Origin of the sequence: Ectothiorhodospira shaposhnikovii (assembly GCF_022227765.1) — a bacterium.
Lineage (GTDB): Bacteria > Pseudomonadota > Gammaproteobacteria > Ectothiorhodospirales > Ectothiorhodospiraceae > Ectothiorhodospira.
This window is the reverse complement of sequence record NZ_JAJMLZ010000001.1, coordinates 466328-487878: the sequence shown is the minus strand read 5'-3', so window position 1 is coordinate 487878 and position 21551 is coordinate 466328. Positions and strand designations below refer to the sequence as shown.

The following is a 21551-nucleotide window of genomic DNA, read 5'->3' as shown; positions in this document are numbered from 1 at the left end:
CAGGGGAATCCTGCGCCCGTCCACCTCCAGATCAAATCTCAGATCGAACCAGCCCTGCCCCTCCTCCACCTGGGCCTGCAGCCTGTCCGCATGCAGCAAAAAGACGTCCGGAATCGAGCATCATCTCCAGTGCCAACGCCCCGGGGCGGCCCCTGAGAGCGCTGTTGCGATCGTCAGGATCATGGCGATAATGGGCGGCAGGGCTGGGAAAAGTGCTGGTACCACCCCCGGCCGACACCTGTTGCACGATCTCCTTGTCCAGTTCGGTCATGGCCTGATAGGTGGACCCGTAGGGTTGGAACAGAGTGGCAAACCTCACCTCCCGCCCCTTGGTCGGCGTGCCGTCCTTGCGGTAGATGGCCAGACGAAAGCCCACGCTGGCACTGCCGTCGGCGGCGTGGAGTGTCAGCTGGTACAGCAGGCAGTTCTGGTTCGGTATCGCTTCGTCGGAGCCATCGGATGCCAGGGAAGACGATTCCGCCACCCCTTCCAGCCACTGCAGGAACAGCGGTTTACCCGAAGCGGAAGCCGCCAGGGCCTGTTCCTGCTCGCGCATGGCCAGAGCCGCCGACACCACGTGCTTGCAGTTATCGCCCACGGGGCAACTGCATTCACCGTGCAATACCACGAACGCATCCTCGCGATCCGGCCGCACACGGACAAATCGCAAGAACTGTTCATAGACGCGGCCACCACTGCCCCGGGTCACCGCCCGGCAGCTGAATTCCTTATGGTCGCGCCGAATGATCTTGATCTGCCCAGTGCGCCCCTCCTCGAAGTACCGTCTTCCGCGCTCGTAGTTTCTGTATCCGCAATCCTTACGAATGCCACTCAGGGTGATCCACTGCTTCTGTTGTTTCGAGGTCATGGGGTCCAGTGATGGATAAATGGTGAAGGCGCCGAAGATACTCGAAAATCCGGATTTGACGCCTCCAAGCGTTTAAATTTCAGGGATTTTCGCACAATGCGAACACTGCGCATGTACTTGACGGGCACCTGCCTTTCAGAACCCGCCGCGCACCAGGATCAGAACCACCAGGCCGACCAGAAGGAGCGTGCCGATCAACAGCCAGATGAACCAGTCCTTCGGGGTGAACCGCTCCACCTGCCCCACCCTCACCCAGCGACGGGGCTTGACGCCCTGGAACAGGAACACGAACTGGGCCGCGATGATCACGCAAATCACGTTGACGCCGAGCAGGAGCGCCGCTCCCATGGCCGGCTCGAACTCCCCCTTGCCCAGCAACATGCCGAACACGGCAGCAGGCGGCAGCAAGGCGACCGCCACCATGACACCCACCAGACGGGTGGTGATGCCGCTGGTCAGGGCAAGGACACCCGCGGCACCGGCGGTGAGGGCCAGCACCACATGGGCGACATTGACCTCGGTGCGTGCCAGCACTTCGGCATTGCTGACGCTCACCGGCCACAGAAAGCCGATGACCAGACTCAGCAGGACGGCCAGCCCCAGACCGACAAACGCGGTGAACAGGGCGCGCATGGCCAGGGCGCGCGCGCCCATGGAGACGCCGAAGGCAAAGGTGATGACCGGTCCCAGCAACGGAGCGATGACCATGGAACCGATGACCACCGCCGTGTTGTCTTCGGCCAGACCGATGGTGGCGGCAATGGTGGACAGAAAAATCAGCATCACAAAATTACGATCCAGATTTCCCTCCTTGGCCATCCGGGTATACAGTTCCTCAAGGGTGAGATCCCTGCCCCCCGGGGCGTCGGGCCGGGGCGCGGTGTCCGGTTGCCCCGGCATCGGCACCGTGGTTTCAACGGGCAGCACCACGATGCGCGCCGTGGGTTCCTTCATCATCATGCCTTGCAGGGCTTCCATCAGCCGCTGGGTATTTTCCGCGTTGACGACCATGCGCACGGAGATTCGGCCATCCTCATTGGTGGCCCCGCACCAGGCGTCGATGGCATGATGGGCCTGTGCCAGTGCCAGCAGGCGTGGCCGCAGATACTCGGGGCTGATGACTTCTATGAGTCGCATCGACGTATCTCCATGCTCCTGACCCGTGTTGCAACCCGCGCTGCTTACTGGAAACACACCTCAACGCAAGGAGCCTTTCAGATGACAGAGGGCACTTCACCGGTCCTGATTTCTCAGGTCATCCAGTTTTCCGTCGCCCCGGTGTTCCTGTTGGTGGGAATTGCCGGATTCATCAATGCCTTCGTGGTGCGCCTGGCCAGAATCGTGGATCGCAAGCGCGCTCTGGCCGACCGGTTGCGGGAGCCCGAACCGGTGCGGTTCGAGCTGCATCGCCGGGAAATGGACATCCTGGATGAACGGGCGGGATTGATCAACCTGGGCATCAAGCTCAGCATCGCCACGGCCATGCTGGTCTGCTTGACCATCCTGACCGTGTTCATCGATTTTCTGCTGAGCATGGAACATCCACGCTTGATCGGTACCATGTTCGTGTTTGCCATGGCAAGCCTGATCGCCTCCCTGGGGATGTTCGTACGCGATCTACAGCTGGCCTCGGCGGCCATGGCGCTGAACGACGAGGACGTGCCACGCACCCGGAGCACTGCGCCGGACACACAGGAACACTGACCACCGGACCCATGTTTCGGTGGCCCAATGACTGAAACGGCTCAGCCCCCGCCGATATCCCGCAGTCGTGCCATGATGGCCTGCAGTTCCGTCCGGGTATCCTCGGAGGCCTGAATCCGGCCCTGCATCTCTGCCAGGGCCGCCGTGGCCCTGTGCAGTTCGGCAAGGGCCTGGTCCCGCTCCGCCGTCAGGGTCGTCAGGACCTGCCGCAGTTCGCCGACGTCGGCCTCCACGCCTCGAGATTCCGACGGCATTGATGTCGAGGCCGGGGCCTCTCCCTGGCAGGTCACGATCACCCGGCGGCCATGGCCATGGGTGCGATGCTCCCACAGGAAAATCCCTTGCCAGGTTCCCAGGGACAGGCGCCCCCGCGCGAAAGGCACGGTCAGGCCGGTGCCGGTCAGCACGCTGCGGATATGGGCCGACATGTCATCCGGCCCCTCCATGTCGTGAGCATAGCGGGGATCACCATCGGGAATGGTCCGGACCAGATATCCCTCCAGATCCCGCAGTACCGTGGGATCGGCGTTTTCGGTGATAGTCAGGGAGGCGCTGGTATGGCAACAGAACACATGACACAGACCCGTTTCCAGACCGGACTGCCGCAGGTGTTCATTGACATGATGGGTGATCTCCACCGGGCCACGGCCCCGAGTGGTGACGGTGAACGGCGCTTGGTGAATGGGCATGGGTATCGTCCCGGGTATTCGGCATGGCGTGAGTCTATCCTGTCCCGACGGCAAAATCGCGACATGTCCCGCGACCGGCAACGGTACGGGATGCGTCTCGCGGGAAATCTGTGCCATAATCGCCTACGTTCACGCTCCGGTACCCGGAGTGTTCTTTACCGCCCCGGTAGCTCAGGTGGATAGAGCGTCCCCCTCCTAAGGGGAAGGTCCCACGTTCGAGTCGTGGTCGGGGCGCCAGGCATCGCCCGGCGGCGCTGGTTCATGAGGGGTGCCGTGGGGAGTCGGTTTCCCCACGGCGGGGGCCGACTACAGCATGGACTGTTCGTACTTGGTCAGTCCCAGGCGCTCGATCAACTCAAGCTGGGTCTCGATCCAGTCGATGTGCTCTTCTTCCTCGGCCATGATGGCGGCGAACAGATCCCGACTGGGATAGTCTCCCACCTTTTCCGCGTAGGCCACGGCCTCCTTGTAAACGGCATGGCCCTCATGCTCCAGCTTGAGGTCGCACTCCAGGATTTCCTTGGTGTTTTCACCGATGTAGAGCTTGCCCAGGTCCTGCAGATTGGGCAGGCCCTCAAGGAACAGGATACGCTCGATGAGCTTGTCCGCATGCTTCATTTCATCGATGGACTCGTGGTACTCGTACTCGTCCAGCTTGGTCAGACCCCAGTTCTTGAAGATGCGGGCGTGCAGGAAATACTGGTTGATGGCGGTAAGTTCGCCCTTGAGGGCCTTGTTCAGGTATTCGATGACCTTCTTGTCGCCTTTCATGGTGTGCTCTCCTCGAAGTCAGTGTTGGACCCGGTCGGCAGGATCTCTTTTCTTTTTATAGCGTACCTACCCAGTACAGACTTGGAATGACTCTAAAAGTTTAGACCATCACCACGAGGACGTCATCCGTCGGGCGACGCAACCGACGACGTCCCGGATTCTCAGCCCAGCGCCCATTGCGGTGCATCCGCCATGGACACATTGACCGCGGGCGCCGCATTCAGGGTGTCGCGCAACAGACGATTGGCGCAAACCCCACATTTTCCGCAATCGGTACATACCCCGAGTTCCCGGCGCAGATCCCGCATGCTATCAGCGCCCTCGGCCACCGCCCGGCGGATCTGATGATCCGTGATTCCCTTGCAAAGACAGACATACATGCCGTTAAATCCTCATTCACTTATCCGACACACCAGCTGGGAATTTGCGCCTGAATGGTAATCAATGTCAATACCATCCAGACTGAATTTCTTGCGCAAAGGCGCCTAACCGGTTAGAAAGCACGATCCGGACCAACCGGGACAGCTCGCTACACCGGTATTTTCTTGCAGGAAAACATGGACTCCGGGTGTTGCATCGCAATAAAGTGTGCCCCGTCTGGGCCACCTGCAAGGGCTGGTCACAAGAATAAGGCTCGGGACCTGACAGGTCCCTGAACGTCCAAACTGAACAACGGATGACGAGGACAATCCATGAAACCCCGTACCGTCACGGTCATTGATAACGCAACCGGCAAGCAGGTAGAGCTGCCCGTCCTGGAGGGCACCGTCGGTCCCGCCACCGTGGACATCCGCCCCCTGTCCAAGGAACTGGGCTACTTCACCTACGACCCGGGGTTCATGTCCACCGCCAGCTGCCGCAGCGACATCACTTACATCGATGGCGACAAGGGCATCCTGATGTACCGCGGTTATCCCATCGAGCAGCTGGCCGAGCACAGCAGCTATCTGGAGACCTGCTATCTGCTGCTGTACGGTGAACTGCCCACCGCCACCGAGCTGGAGAACTTCACCCGTATCATCCAGAAGCACTCCATGCCCCATCAGGCCATCCGTCGCTTCTACGACGGCTTCCGCCACGATGCCCACCCCATGGCCATCATGGTGGGCGTGTTCGGTGCCCTGTCCGCCTTCTTCCACGACAGCACGGATGTGCACAATCCCCGGCACCGGGAGATCTCGGCCCACCGCATGATCTCCAAAATGCCCACCATCGCCGCCTGGTCCTACAAGTACGCCATCGGCCAGCCCTTCCTGTATCCGGATAACGAGCTGGGCTATTCCGAGAACTTCCTGCGCATGATGTTCGGTGTCCCCACCGAGCGTTACGAGCCCAACCCCATCTTCGCCAAGGCCCTGGATCTGATCCTGATCCTGCACGCCGATCACGAGCAGAACGCCTCCACCTCCACCGTGCGGCTGTCCGCCAGTTCCGAGGCCAACCCGTTTGCCGCTGTGTCCGCCGGCATCACGTCGCTCTGGGGCCCCCTGCACGGTGGTGCCAACGAAGCCGTGGTGCGCATGCTCGAGCAGATCGTGGAAAGCGGTCAGGGCGTGGATCACTTCGTCAACCGCGCCAAGGACAAGGATGACCCCTTCCGTCTGATGGGCTTTGGTCACCGGGTGTACAAGAACTACGACCCGCGGGCCAGAATCATCCGCAAGATGTGTCATGAACTGCTGGCGCAGATGGGTGCCGACAACCAGCCCCTGTTCGAGGTGGCCATGGAGTTGGAGCGCATCGCCACGGAAGACGATTACTTCAAGGAGCGCAAGCTGTACCCCAACGTGGACTTCTACTCCGGTCTGATCCTGCGGGCCATGGGCATCCCGCTGAACATGTTCACCGCCATCTTCGCCCTGGCGCGCATCGTCGGCTGGAACGCTCACTGGTGCGAGATGATGCAGGACCCGGAATCCCGCATCGGTCGTCCGCGTCAGCTCTACACCGGCGCCGCCGCCCGGGACTACGTGCCCATTGAGAAGCGCTAGGTCCACCTGTATATTAGGAAAACCTAAAACACAGGAGGGCCATGCCCATGACGATTGATCGCGCAGTTTTTGCCTTTGCCGGCGGAATGATCCTGCTCAGCCTGCTGCTGTCCCTGGCCAGCCCGCTGTGGCTGTGGCTCACCGCCTTTGTGGGCCTGAACCTGCTGCAGTCGGCCTTCACCGGGTTCTGCCCGCTGGCCATCGTGCTGAAAAAGGCAGGCATCAAGCCGGGCCAGGCGTTCAATTGATCTGAATCGGCCCTGACCGGTGCGCCCTCGGGCGCACCGGTTCATTTCGTTCTTCCCCGCCCGTACCCCTGCCCCGGAGGCAAAATCCGCTGCAACTGGATGGCGGGTTCTCTCCACTCCCTTTCCCTTGACCCGCCAGGGCGACGCTTCTTTCCACCTGTTTCAACCCCGCCCGCGCGAGACGAACCGACAACACCCGGGCTTTCCCTCCCCCCCGGTGGGTCCCGTGGTTCCTGTTTCAGCAACATCTCCAGGGTGGGTTCAGGCGCCTTGGCCGTTTTCATGGACACCGGCAAGACATTCGTCAGGGATGGCCCATGAAGCCATGGGCTGATGCCAAGTGCAGCCACGCCGCCGAGAAAGATCAGTCCCGGCACCCATGCCGATACCCCCATCAGGGTCAGATAGATCGCCAGCAACACCCCACTGCCCCCTGCCATCTGCGCCCAGCGGCACCCCTGCCCATGAAGCACGGTGCCCGCTGCCGCCAGCATCAAAAGGGTCGAGAGGGTCACGGGCACCCCATGCTGCCATAGCACGGGAATGAGGATGCCGGCCAGCAACTGGGCATCCATGTCGGGCGTACTGAAGCTGAAGTCCCTTTGCGAGGCCGCCAGGAACACCGCGGACAGCAGAACCCCCAGAAGATGCAGTAGTGCCGCCAGGGCCGCCGCCATCATCGCCATCGCCGCCACCGGGCAGGCCAGGCGATACAGCAGTGATGATGCCTCCCCGCCCGGATCGGTTTCCTTGTTCATTCCGCCTGCCCTCCTCCCGGTAAGCCTCACGCTCTTCCCAGTCAATATACCTGCCTGTTCTAGTAACATGGACTCTGCCTGGCCAATCGGCCGACCCATGTTCGGAATTTGGGAGCCTTTATCATGACCAAAGACAAGCCTTACCAGATCCATGCCCTGGAACTGGGGCCCATGGGCAACCGGATCTATCTCATTGAGGATAGCGCCTCCGGCACCGCCGCCGTGGTGGATCCCGCCTGGGAAGTGGAAGAAGTGACCGATCTGGCCCGCGCCCGGCGGCTGCGAATCACCCACATCCTGCTCACCCATACCCATCAGGACCACGTCAATGGCCTTGATCGCCTGCGGGCACAGGCCCCTGACGCCCGGGTGCACCTGCTCAAGGCCGAAGCGGACATCTGGGGGGACTGCCCGGTGGATGCACATTTGCACCAGGATGGTGATCTGATCCAGCTGGGGGAGACCACGATCCGGGTGATGCATACCCCCGGACATACGCCGGGGTCAGTCTGCTACCACTTGGGCGATGACCTCATCACCGGTGACACACTGTTTGTTTTCGGCTGCGGTCGCTGTGACTTGAAGGGAGGGGACCCCGCTGCCATGTTCCATACCCTGGCGCGCCTGCAGCAGACACTGCCGGGCGGGACCGTGATCCATCCGGGGCATGACTACGGCGTGAAGCCGCAATCCACGCTCAAGGAACAGGCGGAGGGAAATCCGTTCATGCAGTTTGATGATGTGGCGGCATTCACCCGCTACCGGATGCATGACCATGATCAAGTACGAGATACGCCCTATGGGCCGGTGAGGCTGCGGTAATGCCAAGGATGCGCCGATGATGGCCCATGGCCCGTCATTCCCGCGAACGCGGGAATCCAGTGGCCAAGGATATGCCAGTGATGGCCCATGGTCCGTCATTCCCGCGAAAGCGGGAATCCAGTGGCCAAGGATATGCCAGTGATGGCCCATGATCCGTCATTCCCGCGAAAGCGGGAATCCAGTGGCAGGCTGAAAATCATGGACTCCCGCTTTCGCGGGAGTGACGGATGGGTAGCGGGGGTGACGGCAAACGAGCACATCACCCCAGGGACTCCAGCCAGGCCCGCCGGCAATTGGCCTGGCGCCGTTGCTCCAGGATCTGACGGATGCGACCACCGGCCTCGTCCAGGGTCACGGGTCCGGCGGGATGGATGGTTTCGCAGTAGAGCAGATGCAGCCCCACTTCTGTCTGCACCGGCTCGCTCACCATACCCGCCGTCATCCGGAACAGTACAGCGTCCAACTCCGGGTACAGATGCCCCTCGGGCACCCGCCCCAGCAGCCCGCCCTGGAGTGCGCTGGGACACTCGGAGTGGCGCATGGCCAGATCGGCGAACATCCCCGGATCAGCAAGCAGGGTCTCCCGGATCGCCTCCAACCGCGCCCGGGCAGCCTCCGGGGTGTTTTCAGGAAAATCCGGATTCAGGGTGATCAGGATCTGCCTCACCGTACGGGTTTCCGGACGCTGCAGGCGATCCTTGTGACACGCATGGTACCGGGCCACTTCCTCGTCCGTCACCGGCTCGGCCCGGGCAGCCACCCGCTCCAGCAGGGCCTCCAGGCGTAATTCCCGGTAAAGGGCCTGCAAAAGACCCTCCCGATCAAGACCATGGCGACTCAGCTCTTCCTGAAACTGCCGCGGCTCCGGGTAACGGGATTCGATCTCCCGCAAGGCCCGGGTCACCTGCCCCTCGGGCACATGGACATCCCGGGCCTCGCTGGAGGCCAGGGCTCGCGCACCGATGTCATAGGCCCTAAGGGCGCGATGGCGAACAATGCCTCGCTCGTCATCGGAGAGGCTGCCCAGGGGCTTGTCGAAGTAGTCCAGGGCAGCCCGCAGCTCGATGTAAAGGAGTTCGGGGCGCTGTTCCAGTGTAAGACTCATGAAGGTTGCTCCTCGGTCGGATCGGTCAGAGCCTGCTCCGGCACCTGCAGGACCCGTCCGGCAAAGTTCACGTGATAGGCCACACCGTCCGGCAGATCCCTCAAGACCTTGCAGACCTCGCCCACGGTCCCGGGGCTCACCACCGTCTCGCCGTTGATCCCCAGCGGAATTGCCGGAGTCACCTTGTCACGGAATTCATACCGGGTGGGCACCCAGGGGGCGTCGGCGTCGATCAATTCTTCCTGTCGGCACCCCACCACACGGCCCGCATCCAGAAAGTTGACGGTGTAGATCACCTGATCCTGCAGGAAGGTGCCCCTGCCGATGACCACCCCGATACTGCCCCGGGGCACCAGCAGCTCGCCCCGGTCCATGCCGGGGTAGGTGCCGTCGTTGCGCAAGGGGCGGACCACCCTGACCTGCTCGCCGTACTCTCGATAGTGCTCCATGGGGCTATCTCCGGATGAAGGCCTGTTCCAGGGGCACCACGGTGACGCCCGGCGCCGGGCGCTTGAAAACCTTGAACACCTTTTCGGTGCGGGCATCGGATTCCACAAAATCCACGTAGGACTGCATCAGCAGGCTGCGGTAGATATCCCGTCGGGCCGACAGGTCCGTGGGCAGGTTGTCCAGGGTACCGGAGAGGTAGTCATGGAAGCGCTGCAGGATATGCAGGCGATTCACCCGGACAACGGCCTCATCGTAAGGAATGTTGAAATACTCAAGAAACTCTTCGGCAGACCCCATTTCCCGCAGGTCTTCTTCCAGTTCGGTGGTTTCAGTCATGGTTCAGACCTCGATGGTGGATATCAATGAAACACGCGGCCTCACGCCACCGCCCCGTTCAGGCAGGCGAGTTCCGCATACCAGGTGGCCAGTTCATGCTCCGTCGGCGGCCGCTTGGACTGGGAAACGGATCGACGCAAACGACTCAGCAACAGGGCCGCCTGGGCCTTGTCCAGGGTCACTCCCATGCGCGCATAGGCCGCCATCACGGCATGGGCGCCGGAATGCTTGCCCAGCACCAGACGGTGCTCCCGGCCCAGTTCCGCCGGATCCACGCCCTGGTAATTGGCCGGATCCTTGAGCAGACCGTCCACATGGATGCCCGCTTCGTGGGTGAAGACCCCCTCTCCCACCAGGCTCTTCTGCCAGTGGATGGGACGGCCGGAAGCGGTCTCCACCAGATGGGACAGGGCCGGGAAACGGCGCAGCTCCACTCCGGTTTCGATGCCGTGAAGCCGACGCAACCCCATCACCACCTCTTCCAGGGCGGCGTTGCCGGCCCGTTCCCCGATGCCGTTGACGGTGGTGTTCACATGGGTGGCTCCCCCAAGGGCGGCGGCCAGGGTGTTGGCGGTGGCCAGGCCCAGGTCGTCATGGGCATGCATCTCGATCTCCAGGTCGGAGACAGCGCGCAGCTGCCGGATGCGTGCCAGCACACCGAAGGGTTCCATGATGCCCACGGTGTCGGCGAAGCGGAAACGGCGTGCCCCGGCAGCCTGGGCGATCTCGATCACCCGGCAGAGAAAATCGGGATCGGCCCGGGAGGCATCCTCCCCGCCCACGCCCACCTCCAGTCCCAGTTCCAGGGCCTGGGCCACGTGACGGCGGATGCTTTCCAGCACCCACTCCCGATCCCGGCCCAGTTTGCGCCGGATCTGCTGATCCGAAACGGGGATGGACAGGTCCACCATGTGAACCCCCAGACCCGCGCAGTCGGCCAGGTCATCGGCGCGCATGCGGCTCCACACCAGCAAACGGGCCTTGAGTCCCAGCCGGGCCAGCAGAGCGATGGATTCCCGTTCCTCGGGACCCATGGAAGGAATGCCGATTTCCAACTCGGGAACACCCAGGTCATCCAACCCCCTGGCGATGGCTACCCGCTCGGCGTCATTGAAGGCCACGCCGGCGGATTGTTCGCCGTCTCTCAAGGTGGTGTCGTCGATGACGATGCCGAGCGGTTGGGTCATGGATGTCCTCGTCGGGCGAATGGGGCCATGCCGAGGAGTTAGCGATTATCGTGCCAGGCAATCAAACTAATGATTTTAAATGATTATTTAATGACGGGATGATGGTGGTTATGTGACTTGACGGGGGGATTGTGGGATTTACTACAAAGCGCCTTGCTCCTGCCTCAAGAAAGACACCCTGACCGCCATCCCCCGAAGGCGCCTTGCCGTCATCAACCCGCCACCACTCCCACGTCATCAACCCGCCGTCACTCCCGCGAAGGCGGGAGTCCAGGATGTCCCTTTTGCCTCAAGGCAAAGGCGGCAACCACCATCGGTCGGGAGAATGGCGTGGTTCCGTCCTGATCCTGAATTTGCAGGCGGAGAAAATGATATAAGTAAAGACCAAACCTCCCCCCCCTCGGGGTCGGCCACGAACACACCAGGATGGCCGTCACCCGTACCCATCTCGGGAGCCTAAAAATCCGTGATACCCGCACCAGGACACTCCCGGTGACCCAATACCCGCCGCTTGGCGATGGCCGCCACCGGCACATCGTTATCAAGGCCTGGATGCTCTATCTGGGTTTTTGCCTGGTACTGGCCCTGATCATCGCCTGGGACCTGACCACCTCCAGAGCACAGGACACGGAAGCTGCCCGCCAGCGTACCCATTCCACCAGCGTGCTGGTGAGCGAATGGCTGTATGCCGCCTTTGAGACCAGTGGTGCCCTGCTCAGCAGCATGGCCGGCGAGATCCGACCCGAGAACCTCCCACCACCCGAGGGTGATCCGGAAGCCCATGCCCGCATCAACCAGTGGCTCGAACGGCACCTTCGCCTCCTGCCCCATGCCCAGGCCATCGCCCTGTTCGATCGCGAAGGGGTGATGACCCATGCTTCCGGCAGCGATCTGAAGATCGATCACGACATCAGCGATCAGAGCCATTTTCTGGCCCTGCGCGCCGACCCCGACCTGGAACGCCTGGTCTCCCGGGCCTTCTGGTCCCGTGAGAGCGAACGGTTTCTCGTCGTCCATGCCCAGTCCCTTCGTGACGCCGAGGGCCGATTTGCCGGGTTGCTGGAGGTGGGCCTGGATCTGGGTTTCTTCGACCACTGGCTGGAACGCGCCGAACCCACCCCCGGCAGCAGCCTGACCATCGTGGATCACGGGGAACGGTTACTGGCGCGGCGTCCCCGGGATGCCCTTGCGAGCCTGGAGGCCCAGATCGGCCAGCCGGTGGAGGTCGGCCGACTGATGCCCCTGATTCTTGGTGAGAAGGACACATTGCATTTCGTCATTGTCTCGCCGGTGGACGGGATGCGCCGCGCCTACACGGCCCAGATGGTCAGGGACCTGCCTTTCCTGGTGGTGGCCGGCGAAGCGCAAGATGTCGTGATGGCCGCCTGGTGGCGAAAGGTGTGGACCCTGAGCCTCGCCTGGTGGGTCATTGTCGGTCTGGGTTTGCTGGTACTGCGCGGCTATCTGCATACCCTGCGGTCCGATCTGGCGCTACAGCGCAGCCATCGTTCCCTGGAAGCGGCCAACCGGTTCCTGAGCCGGGAGATCCAGGAGCGTCAGGAGGCGGAAGCAGATCTGCGGCGTTCCGAGGAGAAATACCGCTTTTTGGTGGATAACAGTTACGACATCATTTATCTGTTTTCGCCCGACGGGCATATCCGGTTCGTTTCCCCCAGCTGGAAGACCCTCCTGGGCCACGATCCTGACAGTGTCCTGGGTCACCATTTCTCCGAATTCGTCCACCCGGAGGATCTCCATCTCTGCCTCCGGGCATTTGCCGACGTCATGCACCACGGCCACCATATACAGGACATCGAATACCGGGTGCTGCATTCGGACGGCAGTTGGCGCTGGCATAGCTCCAGTGCCCTACCCTCACGGGACGAGGGGGGGAAGATCGCCGGCTTCCAGGGCATCGCCCGGGACATCACCGCCCGCAAGCAGGCTGAGGAAGAGATCAGGACCCTGGCCTTTTACGACCCGTTGACCCAGTTGCCCAACCGGCGTCTGCTCACCGAACGCCTGGAGGCGTCCGTCGATCTCTGCCGCCGCGAGCACCATCATGGGGCATTACTGTTCATCGATCTGGACAACTTCAAGATCCTCAACGACACCCTGGGTCATGATCAGGGTGACCGTTTGCTCATGCAGGCGGCCAAACGCATCATCGGCTGCGTGCACGAAAACGACACCGTGGCCCGTTTGGGTGGGGATGAATTCGTGGTCATGCTGCACAGGCTCAGCCACGAGGCTCAGGAGGCCACTCAACAGGCTGGATTTGTCGCCGACAAGATCCTGGCCGCCTTGAACCATCCTTATCGCCTCGGTGACCAGGAGCACCACGGCACCGCCAGTGTCGGCATCACCCTGTTTGATCGTGAATCGTTGAGCGTGGACGAACTCATGAAGCGTGCCGACCTGGCCATGTATCAGGCCAAGGCGGCGGGACGCAACACCCATCGGCTGTTCGACCCGGCAATGCAGGCATCGGTAATGGCCCGGGCCGCCCTGGAGGGAGATCTGCGCCGAGCGCTCGTGGAAAAACAGTTTTTGCTGCATTACCAGGCAGTGGTAAACGACGACAGCCAATTGATGGGCGCCGAGGCCCTGTTGCGCTGGCAGCATCCGGAGCGGGGCTTGGTACCTCCCGGTGAGTTCGTTGCCCTGGCCGAAGACACGGGCTTGATCCTGCCCCTGGGGCAATGGGTACTGGAGACTGCCTGTACCCAACTGGCCCAATGGGCCGGGGACGCCTCCCTGAGGCACCTGAAGATGGCTGTCAATGTGAGCGCCCGTCAGTTTCGGCACCCGGACTTCGTGCCCGGCGTGCTGAAGATCCTGAACACCACCGGCGCCGACCCTCACCGTCTCAAACTGGAGATCACCGAGAGCCTGTTACTGGAGGACGTGGAGGATGTGATCGACAAGATGCGGCAGTTACGGGCGCGGGGCATCACGTTTTCCCTGGATGACTTCGGCACGGGATATTCTTCCCTGAGCTACCTCAAGCGGCTGCCCCTGGACGACGTGAAGATCGACCAGTCGTTCGTCCGTGATGTGCTCAACGATCCCAACGACGCGGCCATTGCCCGAACCATCGTGGCCCTGGCCGGCACGCTCGGCCTGAGGGTGATCGCCGAGGGGGTGGAAACCCGGGAACACTGGGAGTGGCTGAGCCGAAACGGCTGCCATACTCACCAAGGGTATTATTTCGGGCGACCGGGGCCGGTGGGGATGATTCAGGAAGCCATCCGGAACTGGACACCTCCCACCCGCCGGGCAGGTAACCCGGGTACGGGCTAACCGTCGCCCGCCGGCACCCAGGCTTAGCGGGCCGGTTCGATGCGATACAGGGCACCATTGGAGGCATCCGTGAGGACGTAGAGATACCCGTCCGGCCCCTGGCGGACATCCCGGATCCGCCCCACCCGGTCCCGCAGCAGTTCTTCGGCGTGGACCACCGTCCGATCCTCCAGCACCAGGCGCAGGATGCGCTGCGCCCGCAGGCCGCCCGCCAGCAGATTGCCCTGCCAGCGCGGGAAATGGTCACTGTCCACCACCGCCAGCCCGGAGGGTGCCAGGGTGGGCAGGAACTCGAATACCGGGTCCACCATGTCCTCCCGATGGCGGGTCTGGGCATCGGGAAAGCGCGCTTCGGTCCGGTAATCCCGCCCCAGGGTCACCACGGGCCAGCCGTAGTTGTTGCCCGCTTCGATCAGATTCAGCTCATCCCCGCCCCGGGGGCCGTGTTCGGTGACCCAGACCTCGCCCGTGGCGGGATGCAGGGCCAGGCCCTGGATGTTGCGGTTGCCGTAGGTGTAGATCTCCGGGGCATACCCTTCCCGCCCGACGAAGGGATTGTCCTCGGGCACCGTGCCGTCATCATTCAGGCGCACGATGCTGCCGGAGTGATCCATTGTGTCCTGGGCCCTGGGAGGATGGGCGCCGCGATCACCGATGGTCATCAGCAGGGTGCCGTCGGGCAGAAACAGCAACCGGGAGCCGTAATGGCGGCCGGGCTGGGTGCGGGTGTTGGACTCGAAGATGTTTTCCACCGCCGTGAGCCGGTCGCCGTCCAGCCGGGCACGGATCAGGGCCGGCACCGTGCCGCGGGCATCGCCCTTGGAATAGGTCACGTAGATCCAGCCGTTGTCCTCATGGCGGGGATGGAGCACCACATCCAGTACCCCGCCCTGGTTGACGGCATGGAAGGCAGGAAACCCTTGCACGGGTGTCTTGCGACCGTTTCGGTCCACCAGGACCAGTCCATTGGGGCGCTCGGAGATCAGCTTGCGCCCATCGGGCAGGAAGGCCACCGCCCAGGGATGGGTGAGCCCATCCACCACCTTGACCAGGCGCATGGATTGATATTCGGAGCTGATATTGGGCGCCACCACTTCATCGGCCAGGGCAGGCGCCGCGACCAGGGTAAGGCACAAAGACACCACCCCCCATAGACTGCCGGCATGGATCCTCATCTCGTCCCTCCTTTCCTGTTCCGTTGCATGATCCTGAGTTGGAAGATTAGACCATTTTGCAAACCACCTCCCGTTTCATGCGTATGGGCGCCCGTCGGGACAACCCCTCATGACATCAATCCGAACCACCTCAATCGGCTGAAGGACGAGTCATCACCCGCTCCACGGATTTCAGCGGCACACCCGCCATGCGGGCAAGCTTGCGTGGATCGAAATGCTTGCCCTCCCGCCGGCACCGCTCCCGCACGAGGGTCACGAGCCAATCCGGAATACGATTGTCCGGGCACAGGTTGTGCGGCGAATCCTGGCGGGGCTGGGCCGCCCTGGCCACGGACAACACCAGTTCACGCACATTCGTGTCACCCTGGATGATGGAAGGATCCACATGGACCACATAATCTTTCAGATCACGGGCGATATCGGCCACGATGCCCGAAATCAATCCCCTGTCGGTTCCCACGATGCTGTTGATCCGATCGTCGGCATAAATCGTATGCACCGCGCGTCGTCCGGCGCCGGCAAGCGCGCGTTTGACGACGGAATAGAGTTTCTGCTGGCTGGGCATAGCCGCCACCTGCTCCCAGACCGCCCAAGCGCCTTCCGAATAGGAAGCGTTTGCCGCCGTCTCAAGCCAGGAGTTCGGTGCAATCAGTTCAGGCAGCTTCACGCTCGCATGGATCAGGGAATCAAGTCCACTGCGCAGCATCGGCGGGAAACCGAGTGGTAACTGGTCCGTGATACTCATACCGAAGATTTCCCCAGCTACCGCGTCGAGTTCCCCGAGGCTGTCCGGAATCCCGTCCGGCTCTCGTTCCAGTGCCAGCAGCAACAAGGCAATCACGTCCGTGGAACCTTCGAGCAGATGCCAGAGATTGCGCAGTATGTCCCTCTCCAGCCGTTCACTTCGACGCCCTCCCAAAAGATGCGCATAAGCCCCGACCATTCCATGAAACGGATGCCGGAACTTGCCGAAGATGGCCTCCTTCAGTAACACATCGGAAAGCAGATTCAGTCGCGAGCCCAGCCCCTGAAGCGCCGCATCGATCTCCTGCGTGAAGCGGTCTCCGGGATCATAGCCCTCGCCGCGTCTTCGCATATCGATACTGGAGGCTGCCAGTTGCGGCACACCCTCGAAGGGAACGAAGACAAACGTGTCCCAACCACCGTTCAGCAAAACCGGCAAACTGACGGCGCGGCCTTCGTGAATGTCGGTCAGGATATAGTTGCCCGGGTGCAGCCGGGCCGAAAACACCACCCAGCCCTCGCGCTGGTTGCGTTGGGTATTTTCCGGCTCGAAGCGGGTCACGACACTGCCGTCTTCGCGGATCAGTGACAGCGTCCCGGCGGGGAAGCTGTCGGAGTGATCCTGGTCTCCCGTGGCCCGCACCAGAACCATCAGGCGTGGATCATCATCCAGCGCACCCGGCACCTCGCAGCTCGACTCCCGACTGTAGCGCATGCTGACCGCCTGCAGAAATTCATGGGTATGCGCGGTATCCGCCGAGGGCATGGCCGAATGACGGCGAGGCGAAGACAGGGTCATTTCCAGGTCCCGGTCAAGCAGGATGACCCGATCTTCGCCCATCTCGCCCAATCGCTCGGTGCGGAGCGTGTAAAGACCCCGTGCCAAGGTGACCGAAAGCAGGCCTGCTTCTCGTGCGACCAGCATGCCGTGACCATCGTAAACGCTGATCCGCGTGTCGTGATCGGTATCGCCGGTATGGGTGTTCCGGGCCCTGAGTCCAAGACGCACCAAGGCGCTGTCATCAGAAGGTGTCATGGGTCCCCTCCATGTCGGCGAGGAAAACGAAGACACGTCTCTGGCCGCTGCCTTCGTCGATCAACAGATACGTCTCGCCTGGCTCAAGCCGAACTCGCCACGACGCTTCCGATGGATTCCCGGCACGCATCTCGGTGGCTGATGCGTCAAAAAGACGCACTGGCCCCTGGCGCGCGGCGCTGAAGCGGATCTCGAAATTTTCGGCTTCTGGCGCCGTAGCCTGTCCCGCGGCACCGAATACCACCGTATCGGAGAAGCGCAGCGGCACCCGTTGAGGTATCTGTCGACGGCCGTTTTCGTCGGCCAGTTGCGGTACCCGGTATTCCAGATACTGCCACAGAGCCTCCGCCCCGATGCCGCCCCCGGGGCGTGACGATCCTTTCTGCAACGCTTCCATGAGCGCGGTGGAAAAAAAGCCGTGCACATCCGTCGCTTGATCATCCTCCGTCTGCACACTGCCCTCGAAGGCGCGCCGCATGGGCTCGGCGGCAAAATAGGCCATGCATTCCACTTGTTCAAAGCCCTCCAGCGGCGCATGACAGCCCACCGAGCTGTTCATCGCCCGTACCTTGATCGCTGGAACACGGCAGCAGTCAAGAAACATCACGATCTCGCGGAACGGCATGCAGGTCTGCACAACCCTGGGATAGCTGTCGGCATTGAGTGCGGCATGGGGCATGGTCTGGGACCACTGCGGCAGACAGAACGACTGATCGTAGGTCGTGGCATCCGAACCCACGACCGACTGTCCATGGCCAGAAAAGAAAAAATAGAACCGCCGCCCGCCCCCGGCATTCCGGGCTCTCGCCCACAGATCGTCAAGCGCCAGATCCACCGTCGTCTGCGTGAGCGCCATCGGGTTTTGTTCCGATGTGATCAGGCGACAATTGTCGGAATCGAGCCCGCCGCCCGTGTCCTGATTCAAAAGCCACTGGTAAAAGCGTTTTGCATCCCGCACCGCACCGCGGAGATGACGCCCGTTAGCGCCATAGCGCGGATAGGCATCGATGCCAACCACAATGGCGTAGTCTCCCGGCTCGCGACTCGACATGGCACGGATCTACGGCTTCGCGACCAGATGAGTGATCGACCCCCGGGTGGGTTCGTCATCATCGAACCCACCGTGGGAGCCCGATGTGGTACGAAGTCCCTCCAGTGCCTCATCGGGTGTTTTCGAGAGCACGGCGCGGTTTTCGGTCTCTGCCAGGAGCCAGCGCGCCGTCTCCATCAGATAACCCTCATTGAAGGGGGGTGTTCCGCTCCAGAAACGAGCCATGCCCGCCAATGGGGTATCGACCTCGTCCTCAAGCACGCCCGAGATGAAATAGAGTAATGAACGTGTATAGACACCCGGAACGAGCGGGTCCTTCTGTTCCAGGGCATCGGCCATGGTGAACATCCGGAAAGTGTCGTAACGCTCGGGGTGGGCGATGATTTCATCATGCAAAAGCCGCGTCAGACAGGCGGGGGCGAGAAAGATGATGGCGCGGATGTCCGGCAGGACGCCCGCTGCGTCGCCGGCATGCAACATATGACAAATCGCGATGGACCCGGCACTATGTCCCACCAGATCGACCTTGAAACCAGGGTGACGCTCCTGATGCGCCTTGAGCTTGTGGAGAAAGTAGGTCCCGGGATGGGAGTTCTCGTCGAGGGTCGCACCATTGGGTAGCCACATCTCGGCAGCGACATCCTTCATCCGTCCCCATGTCCATGCGCCGAAATCGGCCAGGTAAAATTCACGCAGGATTTCCTCGATCACGGTCGGGTACAGACCATGATCCCGCTTGTCCACATAGCGCTTCAGAACCCGGTAAGTGATCCTGGCGAGGTACTTGGCCACCTGGAACAACGCAACCCCGCGCCCGGTTTCATCACGCAATTCATGCGCAATGGACGGATCCAGTACCGCCGCCCCGACAAGCGCATCAAAATCCCCGTCCGCAAGATCAGTGTCGCCTTGAAGCTCCAGCAGAAACTCCAGCTCCATCTCACCCAGCGCAAATTCAAGATCCGCTTCGTCAAGCCGATCGGCACCGCCCCGCGCGGCACTCTCCAACGCCTCGAATTTGTCGATCCGTGACAGCTCGGCCTCAATCTCGGACATCGTCATGGGTTCCCCGGGGCCTCGGCCCGAAAGGTCTCCACCGAGTCGTTTGCTCAACTGACGGAAGACGTAGCGGACCAGTTTCTGAAAGAACCTTGTCTGATTCACCCGTGTCACGTTTCGCATCAGGGTCTCGACGAGTCCTGTCTCCCAGATGAAGGTCAGTCCATGGGCGTTGCCCTTCTCGAAAACCGTCTGCATGGAGCGGGCAATCATCTCCCCCCGCCCCTCCGGCACGAGCCCACCATGAAAATGCACGGCGAGCTTATCCACGCCGGTCCGGGCGAGATACTCAAACAGTGCATCGATATCCTGCGGGGTCGTATGCAATCCCCCGCTACGCTTGAACGTGCCGTGGGGACCCACGTTGACATAATTCAATTTGGAAAAGGCCATGACACCCTCGCAGCGGGAGACCTCCCAATGAGTATAGTGCGGGTTCATCTTCAGGAGACACCGCATGGCAAGACGCAAGCACACATCCCGGGAGGGAAATCATCACTGTCACTGCGGCTCGGGACTCACCCGAGAGCACTGTTGCGGCCCGTTTCTGGATGGTCGGTCCATCCCCCAAACCGCCGAAGCCCTGATGCGCTCCCGCTACACGGCTTTCGTGGAAGGGCGCGCGGACTATCTGTTGGATACCTGGCACCCGGAAACCCGACCCGAGGTGCTGGAACTGGAGGCAAAACAGCAATGGCTGGGCTTGAGCATCCGCGCGACGTCAGGAGGTGGACCGGCGGACGAGAACGGCGAGGTGGAATTCGTGGCCCGGTCCCGGGTCGGCGGCAAGGGTATCCGTCTGCATGAGCGCAGCCATTTTCTGCGCATCGACGGGCGCTGGTATTACGTGGATGGGGATTTTCTTGTCTGACCTGGGCAATCAGGGCATGACAACATAAAAATTCAAAAAAGGAATGAAAATAAAAATATTAATTCTTTATTGACAATAAGCAATCCCTGTAAAGTCAGGCCAGGATCGTTGAGGAGCACTATCATGGCCCATACCACGCTGATCGTACCCGGCTTTCACGGCAGTGAAGCCGAACACTGGCAAACCTGGATGGAATCGCTGCTTCCGGATGCCCGCCGGGTCACCGGCATCGACTGGGAATCGCCGGTCCTGTCCCGCTGGGTGGAGGCCGTGGGCAACGAGATCACACGTTCGGTGGAACCGGTCTGGCTGGTGGCCCACAGCTTCGGTTGCCTGGCGACGGTCACCGCCGCCAGTCATCTGTCCTCACGGGTGGCCGGGGTCATGCTGGTGGCACCGGCGGACCCGGACCGGTTCTCCTCCTTCGGTACACGGGACCCGTCAGACCCGGCCGAAAGCCTGGCCTCCCGGTTGCCCTCCCGCCCACTGGAATTTCCCGGTCTGGTGGTGGCCAGCACCAATGACCCCTGGATGCCCATGGCCAAGCTGCTCCCCTGGACCACCCGATGGGGCATGCCGGTCATCAACATCGGCAACGCCGGTCACATCAACGTGGCATCCGGCTTCGGCCCCTGGCCCCAGGGACTGGATCTGTTGCGCACCCTGCAACAGCAGTCTGCCACGGGAGTACGCCAGGCCGGGTAGCAACGGCACAGACCCAACCAGGCTTTCAGAACGACCCGGCACCGGGTCGTTCCATTTTCAGCATCGCCAGCACCGACTCTCTCAGGCCCATGGCCGCAAAGATCGAAACCAGGGCGATGATCGGCCCCAGTGCCAGCCACCAGATCACGAACCCCAGAATCAGTCCCGCCTGCTCCACCCGCCAGATCCGCTCCAGAATGAACAGCGTCAGCGAGACGCCCAGCAGTCGCACCCAGAAGATATCCCGGGGGTTTGCGACCGGGGACACCCGCGACCACTGGGACGAGAGACAACTGGACCACACTCCCACCATAATGGTCACGACCGATACGAAGATGGCGAACCAAAGCATGATCCTGATCCTCCCAGTGCAAGGCGTGGATGGGCCGTCACATGACCCACACGACGAAAAAAACCGGCCTGATACCGGAATACTCTGACCACAGGATGTGCGATAAAATTCTAAGGGACTTTTTTTATATGGTTTTGTCAACTACCCCCGACTGAAGTCGGGGGCTTGTGAGAGCAAGCCGGGTTGACCAGGGAGAGCGGTGAAAGTCCGCTACGTTTGCAACAGGTCGTTAAGACCCACCGGCGGATGCTGCCTCAGTCCGCCGCTCTGTAAGGCTGGGATCATGCTGGCGAAAGGTAAAGCGCCGAAGGTTCCAGCCGCCGCGT

Annotated in this window: 21 protein-coding genes, 1 tRNA gene and 1 pseudogene; 8 read left to right on the top strand and 15 right to left on the bottom strand. The window is 61.8% G+C overall.

Features of this window, described 5'->3' with window-relative positions:
• Positions 1–31: 31 nt before the first annotated feature.
• Positions 32–868: an SWIM zinc finger family protein gene (locus LQD11_RS02330; RefSeq protein ID WP_238616096.1), complete on the bottom strand. Its 837-nt coding sequence runs from the start codon at positions 866–868 to the stop codon at positions 32–34.
• A 135-nt stretch (positions 869–1003) separates the two neighbouring features.
• Entirely contained in the window at positions 1004–2005 is a 1002-nt protein-coding gene (locus tag LQD11_RS02325; protein ID WP_238616095.1) for a TIGR00341 family protein, read from the bottom strand.
• 81 nt (positions 2006–2086) lie between these two features.
• Between LQD11_RS02325 and LQD11_RS02320 the strand changes: the two genes are divergently transcribed.
• Positions 2087–2572 carry a DUF2721 domain-containing protein gene (locus LQD11_RS02320; protein WP_238616094.1) on the top strand — a complete coding sequence of 162 codons (486 nt, stop codon included), beginning with the start codon at positions 2087–2089 and terminating at the stop codon, positions 2570–2572.
• 272 nt (positions 2573–2844) lie between these two features.
• On the opposite strand, the pseudogene LQD11_RS02315 reads toward LQD11_RS02320, so the two are convergent.
• A pseudogene (locus tag LQD11_RS02315) lies at positions 2845–3261 on the bottom strand (secondary thiamine-phosphate synthase enzyme YjbQ); the annotation flags it as partial.
• Between the two features lie 160 nt (positions 3262–3421).
• Between LQD11_RS02315 and LQD11_RS02310 the strand changes: the two are divergent.
• Positions 3422–3498 (top strand) — tRNA-Arg (locus LQD11_RS02310).
• Between the two features lie 69 nt (positions 3499–3567).
• On the opposite strand, the gene bfr is transcribed toward LQD11_RS02310, so the two are convergent.
• Both bfr and LQD11_RS02300 read right to left on the bottom strand, forming a co-directional pair.
• The gene (gene bfr / locus LQD11_RS02305; protein ID WP_008931643.1) at positions 3568–4032 is read right to left on the bottom strand and encodes a bacterioferritin; all 465 of its coding nucleotides are present in this window, start codon (positions 4030–4032) and stop codon (positions 3568–3570) included.
• 161 nt (positions 4033–4193) lie between these two features.
• Positions 4194–4412, bottom strand: coding sequence for a bacterioferritin-associated ferredoxin (locus tag LQD11_RS02300; protein ID WP_238616093.1), 219 nt, complete (start codon positions 4410–4412; stop codon positions 4194–4196).
• A gap of 312 nt (positions 4413–4724) precedes the next feature.
• Here LQD11_RS02300 and LQD11_RS02295 point away from each other — a divergent pair, with 312 nt between their 5' ends.
• Both LQD11_RS02295 and LQD11_RS02290 read left to right on the top strand, forming a co-directional pair.
• Positions 4725–6023: a citrate synthase gene (locus LQD11_RS02295; RefSeq protein WP_008931641.1), complete on the top strand. Its 1299-nt coding sequence runs from the start codon at positions 4725–4727 to the stop codon at positions 6021–6023.
• Between the two features lie 47 nt (positions 6024–6070).
• Positions 6071–6271 carry a YgaP family membrane protein gene (locus tag LQD11_RS02290; protein ID WP_008931640.1) on the top strand — a complete coding sequence of 67 codons (201 nt, stop codon included), beginning with the start codon at positions 6071–6073 and terminating at the stop codon, positions 6269–6271.
• A gap of 41 nt (positions 6272–6312) precedes the next feature.
• On the opposite strand, the gene LQD11_RS02285 is transcribed toward LQD11_RS02290, so the two are convergent.
• A complete protein-coding gene (locus LQD11_RS02285) occupies positions 6313–7029 on the bottom strand; it encodes a hypothetical protein (RefSeq protein WP_238616092.1) in 717 nt (238 codons plus the stop codon).
• A gap of 123 nt (positions 7030–7152) precedes the next feature.
• Here LQD11_RS02285 and LQD11_RS02280 point away from each other — a divergent pair, with 123 nt between their 5' ends.
• On the top strand, positions 7153–7851 hold the full coding sequence (locus LQD11_RS02280) for an MBL fold metallo-hydrolase (RefSeq protein ID WP_238616091.1): 699 nt from the start codon (positions 7153–7155) through the stop codon (positions 7849–7851).
• Positions 7852–8110: 259 nt separating this feature from the next.
• On the opposite strand, the gene nifM is transcribed toward LQD11_RS02280, so the two are convergent.
• The 4 genes from nifM to nifV are packed head-to-tail and all read right to left on the bottom strand — an operon-like array spanning position 8111 to position 10929.
• On the bottom strand, positions 8111–8956 hold the full coding sequence (gene nifM / locus LQD11_RS02275; protein ID WP_238616090.1) for a nitrogen fixation protein NifM: 846 nt from the start codon (positions 8954–8956) through the stop codon (positions 8111–8113).
• Positions 8953–9405 carry a nitrogen fixation protein NifZ gene (locus LQD11_RS02270; RefSeq protein WP_238616089.1) on the bottom strand — a complete coding sequence of 151 codons (453 nt, stop codon included), beginning with the start codon at positions 9403–9405 and terminating at the stop codon, positions 8953–8955. Before LQD11_RS02270 ends, nifM begins: the two co-directional genes overlap by 4 nt.
• Before the next feature lie 4 nt (positions 9406–9409).
• Positions 9410–9742: a nitrogenase-stabilizing/protective protein NifW gene (gene nifW / locus LQD11_RS02265; RefSeq protein ID WP_238616088.1), complete on the bottom strand. Its 333-nt coding sequence runs from the start codon at positions 9740–9742 to the stop codon at positions 9410–9412.
• A gap of 41 nt (positions 9743–9783) precedes the next feature.
• Complete coding sequence (nifV, locus tag LQD11_RS02260; RefSeq protein ID WP_238616087.1) at positions 9784–10929, bottom strand: homocitrate synthase; 1146 nt, start codon at positions 10927–10929, stop codon at positions 9784–9786.
• A gap of 492 nt (positions 10930–11421) precedes the next feature.
• On the opposite strand from nifV, the gene LQD11_RS02255 reads away from it, so the two are divergent.
• Complete coding sequence (locus LQD11_RS02255; protein WP_238616086.1) at positions 11422–14232, top strand: bifunctional diguanylate cyclase/phosphodiesterase; 2811 nt, start codon at positions 11422–11424, stop codon at positions 14230–14232.
• 23 nt (positions 14233–14255) lie between these two features.
• On the opposite strand, the gene LQD11_RS02250 is transcribed toward LQD11_RS02255, so the two are convergent.
• From LQD11_RS02250 to LQD11_RS02235, 4 genes are all read right to left on the bottom strand, one after another.
• Positions 14256–15407, bottom strand: coding sequence for a PQQ-dependent sugar dehydrogenase (locus LQD11_RS02250; RefSeq protein WP_238616085.1), 1152 nt, complete (start codon positions 15405–15407; stop codon positions 14256–14258).
• A gap of 130 nt (positions 15408–15537) precedes the next feature.
• Complete coding sequence (locus LQD11_RS02245; RefSeq protein WP_238616084.1) at positions 15538–17187, bottom strand: hypothetical protein; 1650 nt, start codon at positions 17185–17187, stop codon at positions 15538–15540.
• Entirely contained in the window at positions 17174–18238 is a 1065-nt protein-coding gene (locus LQD11_RS02240; RefSeq protein WP_238616083.1) for a caspase family protein, read from the bottom strand. Before LQD11_RS02240 ends, LQD11_RS02245 begins: the two co-directional genes overlap by 14 nt.
• A 9-nt stretch (positions 18239–18247) precedes the next feature.
• Positions 18248–19690: an alpha/beta hydrolase gene (locus LQD11_RS02235; RefSeq protein WP_238616082.1), complete on the bottom strand. Its 1443-nt coding sequence runs from the start codon at positions 19688–19690 to the stop codon at positions 18248–18250.
• 64 nt (positions 19691–19754) lie between these two features.
• On the opposite strand from LQD11_RS02235, the gene LQD11_RS02230 reads away from it, so the two are divergent.
• Entirely contained in the window at positions 19755–20168 is a 414-nt protein-coding gene (locus LQD11_RS02230; RefSeq protein ID WP_238616081.1) for a YchJ family protein, read from the top strand.
• A gap of 123 nt (positions 20169–20291) precedes the next feature.
• Positions 20292–20873: an RBBP9/YdeN family alpha/beta hydrolase gene (locus LQD11_RS02225; protein WP_238616080.1), complete on the top strand. Its 582-nt coding sequence runs from the start codon at positions 20292–20294 to the stop codon at positions 20871–20873.
• A gap of 25 nt (positions 20874–20898) precedes the next feature.
• Here the strand turns inward: LQD11_RS02225 and LQD11_RS02220 are convergent, their stop codons facing one another.
• The gene (locus LQD11_RS02220) at positions 20899–21225 is read right to left on the bottom strand and encodes a hypothetical protein (RefSeq protein WP_238616079.1); all 327 of its coding nucleotides are present in this window, start codon (positions 21223–21225) and stop codon (positions 20899–20901) included.
• Positions 21226–21551 lie beyond the last annotated feature (326 nt).

Bases quoted from the DNA above. Each gene is read 5' to 3' on its own strand.
- LQD11_RS02300 (WP_238616093.1), bottom strand. From the start codon at position 4,412: ATGTATGTCTGTCTTTGCAAGGGAATCACGGATCATCAGATCCGCCGG.
- nifV (WP_238616087.1), bottom strand. From the start codon at position 10,929: ATGACCCAACCGCTCGGCATCGTCATCGACGACACCACCTTGAGAGAC.
- LQD11_RS02280 (WP_238616091.1), top strand. From the start codon at position 7,153: ATGACCAAAGACAAGCCTTACCAGATCCATGCCCTGGAACTGGGGCCC.
- LQD11_RS02220 (WP_238616079.1), bottom strand. From the start codon at position 21,225: ATGCTTTGGTTCGCCATCTTCGTATCGGTCGTGACCATTATGGTGGGA.
- LQD11_RS02290 (WP_008931640.1), top strand. From the start codon at position 6,071: ATGACGATTGATCGCGCAGTTTTTGCCTTTGCCGGCGGAATGATCCTG.
- LQD11_RS02325 (WP_238616095.1), bottom strand. From the start codon at position 2,005: ATGCGACTCATAGAAGTCATCAGCCCCGAGTATCTGCGGCCACGCCTG.
- LQD11_RS02235 (WP_238616082.1), bottom strand. From the start codon at position 19,690: ATGGCCTTTTCCAAATTGAATTATGTCAACGTGGGTCCCCACGGCACG.
- LQD11_RS02295 (WP_008931641.1), top strand. From the start codon at position 4,725: ATGAAACCCCGTACCGTCACGGTCATTGATAACGCAACCGGCAAGCAG.
- LQD11_RS02230 (WP_238616081.1), top strand. From the start codon at position 19,755: ATGGCAAGACGCAAGCACACATCCCGGGAGGGAAATCATCACTGTCAC.
- LQD11_RS02225 (WP_238616080.1), top strand. From the start codon at position 20,292: ATGGCCCATACCACGCTGATCGTACCCGGCTTTCACGGCAGTGAAGCC.
- LQD11_RS02270 (WP_238616089.1), bottom strand. From the start codon at position 9,405: ATGGAGCACTATCGAGAGTACGGCGAGCAGGTCAGGGTGGTCCGCCCC.
- bfr (WP_008931643.1), bottom strand. From the start codon at position 4,032: ATGAAAGGCGACAAGAAGGTCATCGAATACCTGAACAAGGCCCTCAAG.
- LQD11_RS02320 (WP_238616094.1), top strand. From the start codon at position 2,087: ATGACAGAGGGCACTTCACCGGTCCTGATTTCTCAGGTCATCCAGTTT.
- LQD11_RS02250 (WP_238616085.1), bottom strand. From the start codon at position 15,407: ATGAGGATCCATGCCGGCAGTCTATGGGGGGTGGTGTCTTTGTGCCTT.
- LQD11_RS02245 (WP_238616084.1), bottom strand. From the start codon at position 17,187: ATGACACCTTCTGATGACAGCGCCTTGGTGCGTCTTGGACTCAGGGCC.
- LQD11_RS02285 (WP_238616092.1), bottom strand. From the start codon at position 7,029: ATGAACAAGGAAACCGATCCGGGCGGGGAGGCATCATCACTGCTGTAT.
- LQD11_RS02330 (WP_238616096.1), bottom strand. From the start codon at position 868: ATGACCTCGAAACAACAGAAGCAGTGGATCACCCTGAGTGGCATTCGT.
- nifM (WP_238616090.1), bottom strand. From the start codon at position 8,956: ATGAGTCTTACACTGGAACAGCGCCCCGAACTCCTTTACATCGAGCTG.
- nifW (WP_238616088.1), bottom strand. From the start codon at position 9,742: ATGACTGAAACCACCGAACTGGAAGAAGACCTGCGGGAAATGGGGTCT.
- LQD11_RS02240 (WP_238616083.1), bottom strand. From the start codon at position 18,238: ATGTCGAGTCGCGAGCCGGGAGACTACGCCATTGTGGTTGGCATCGAT.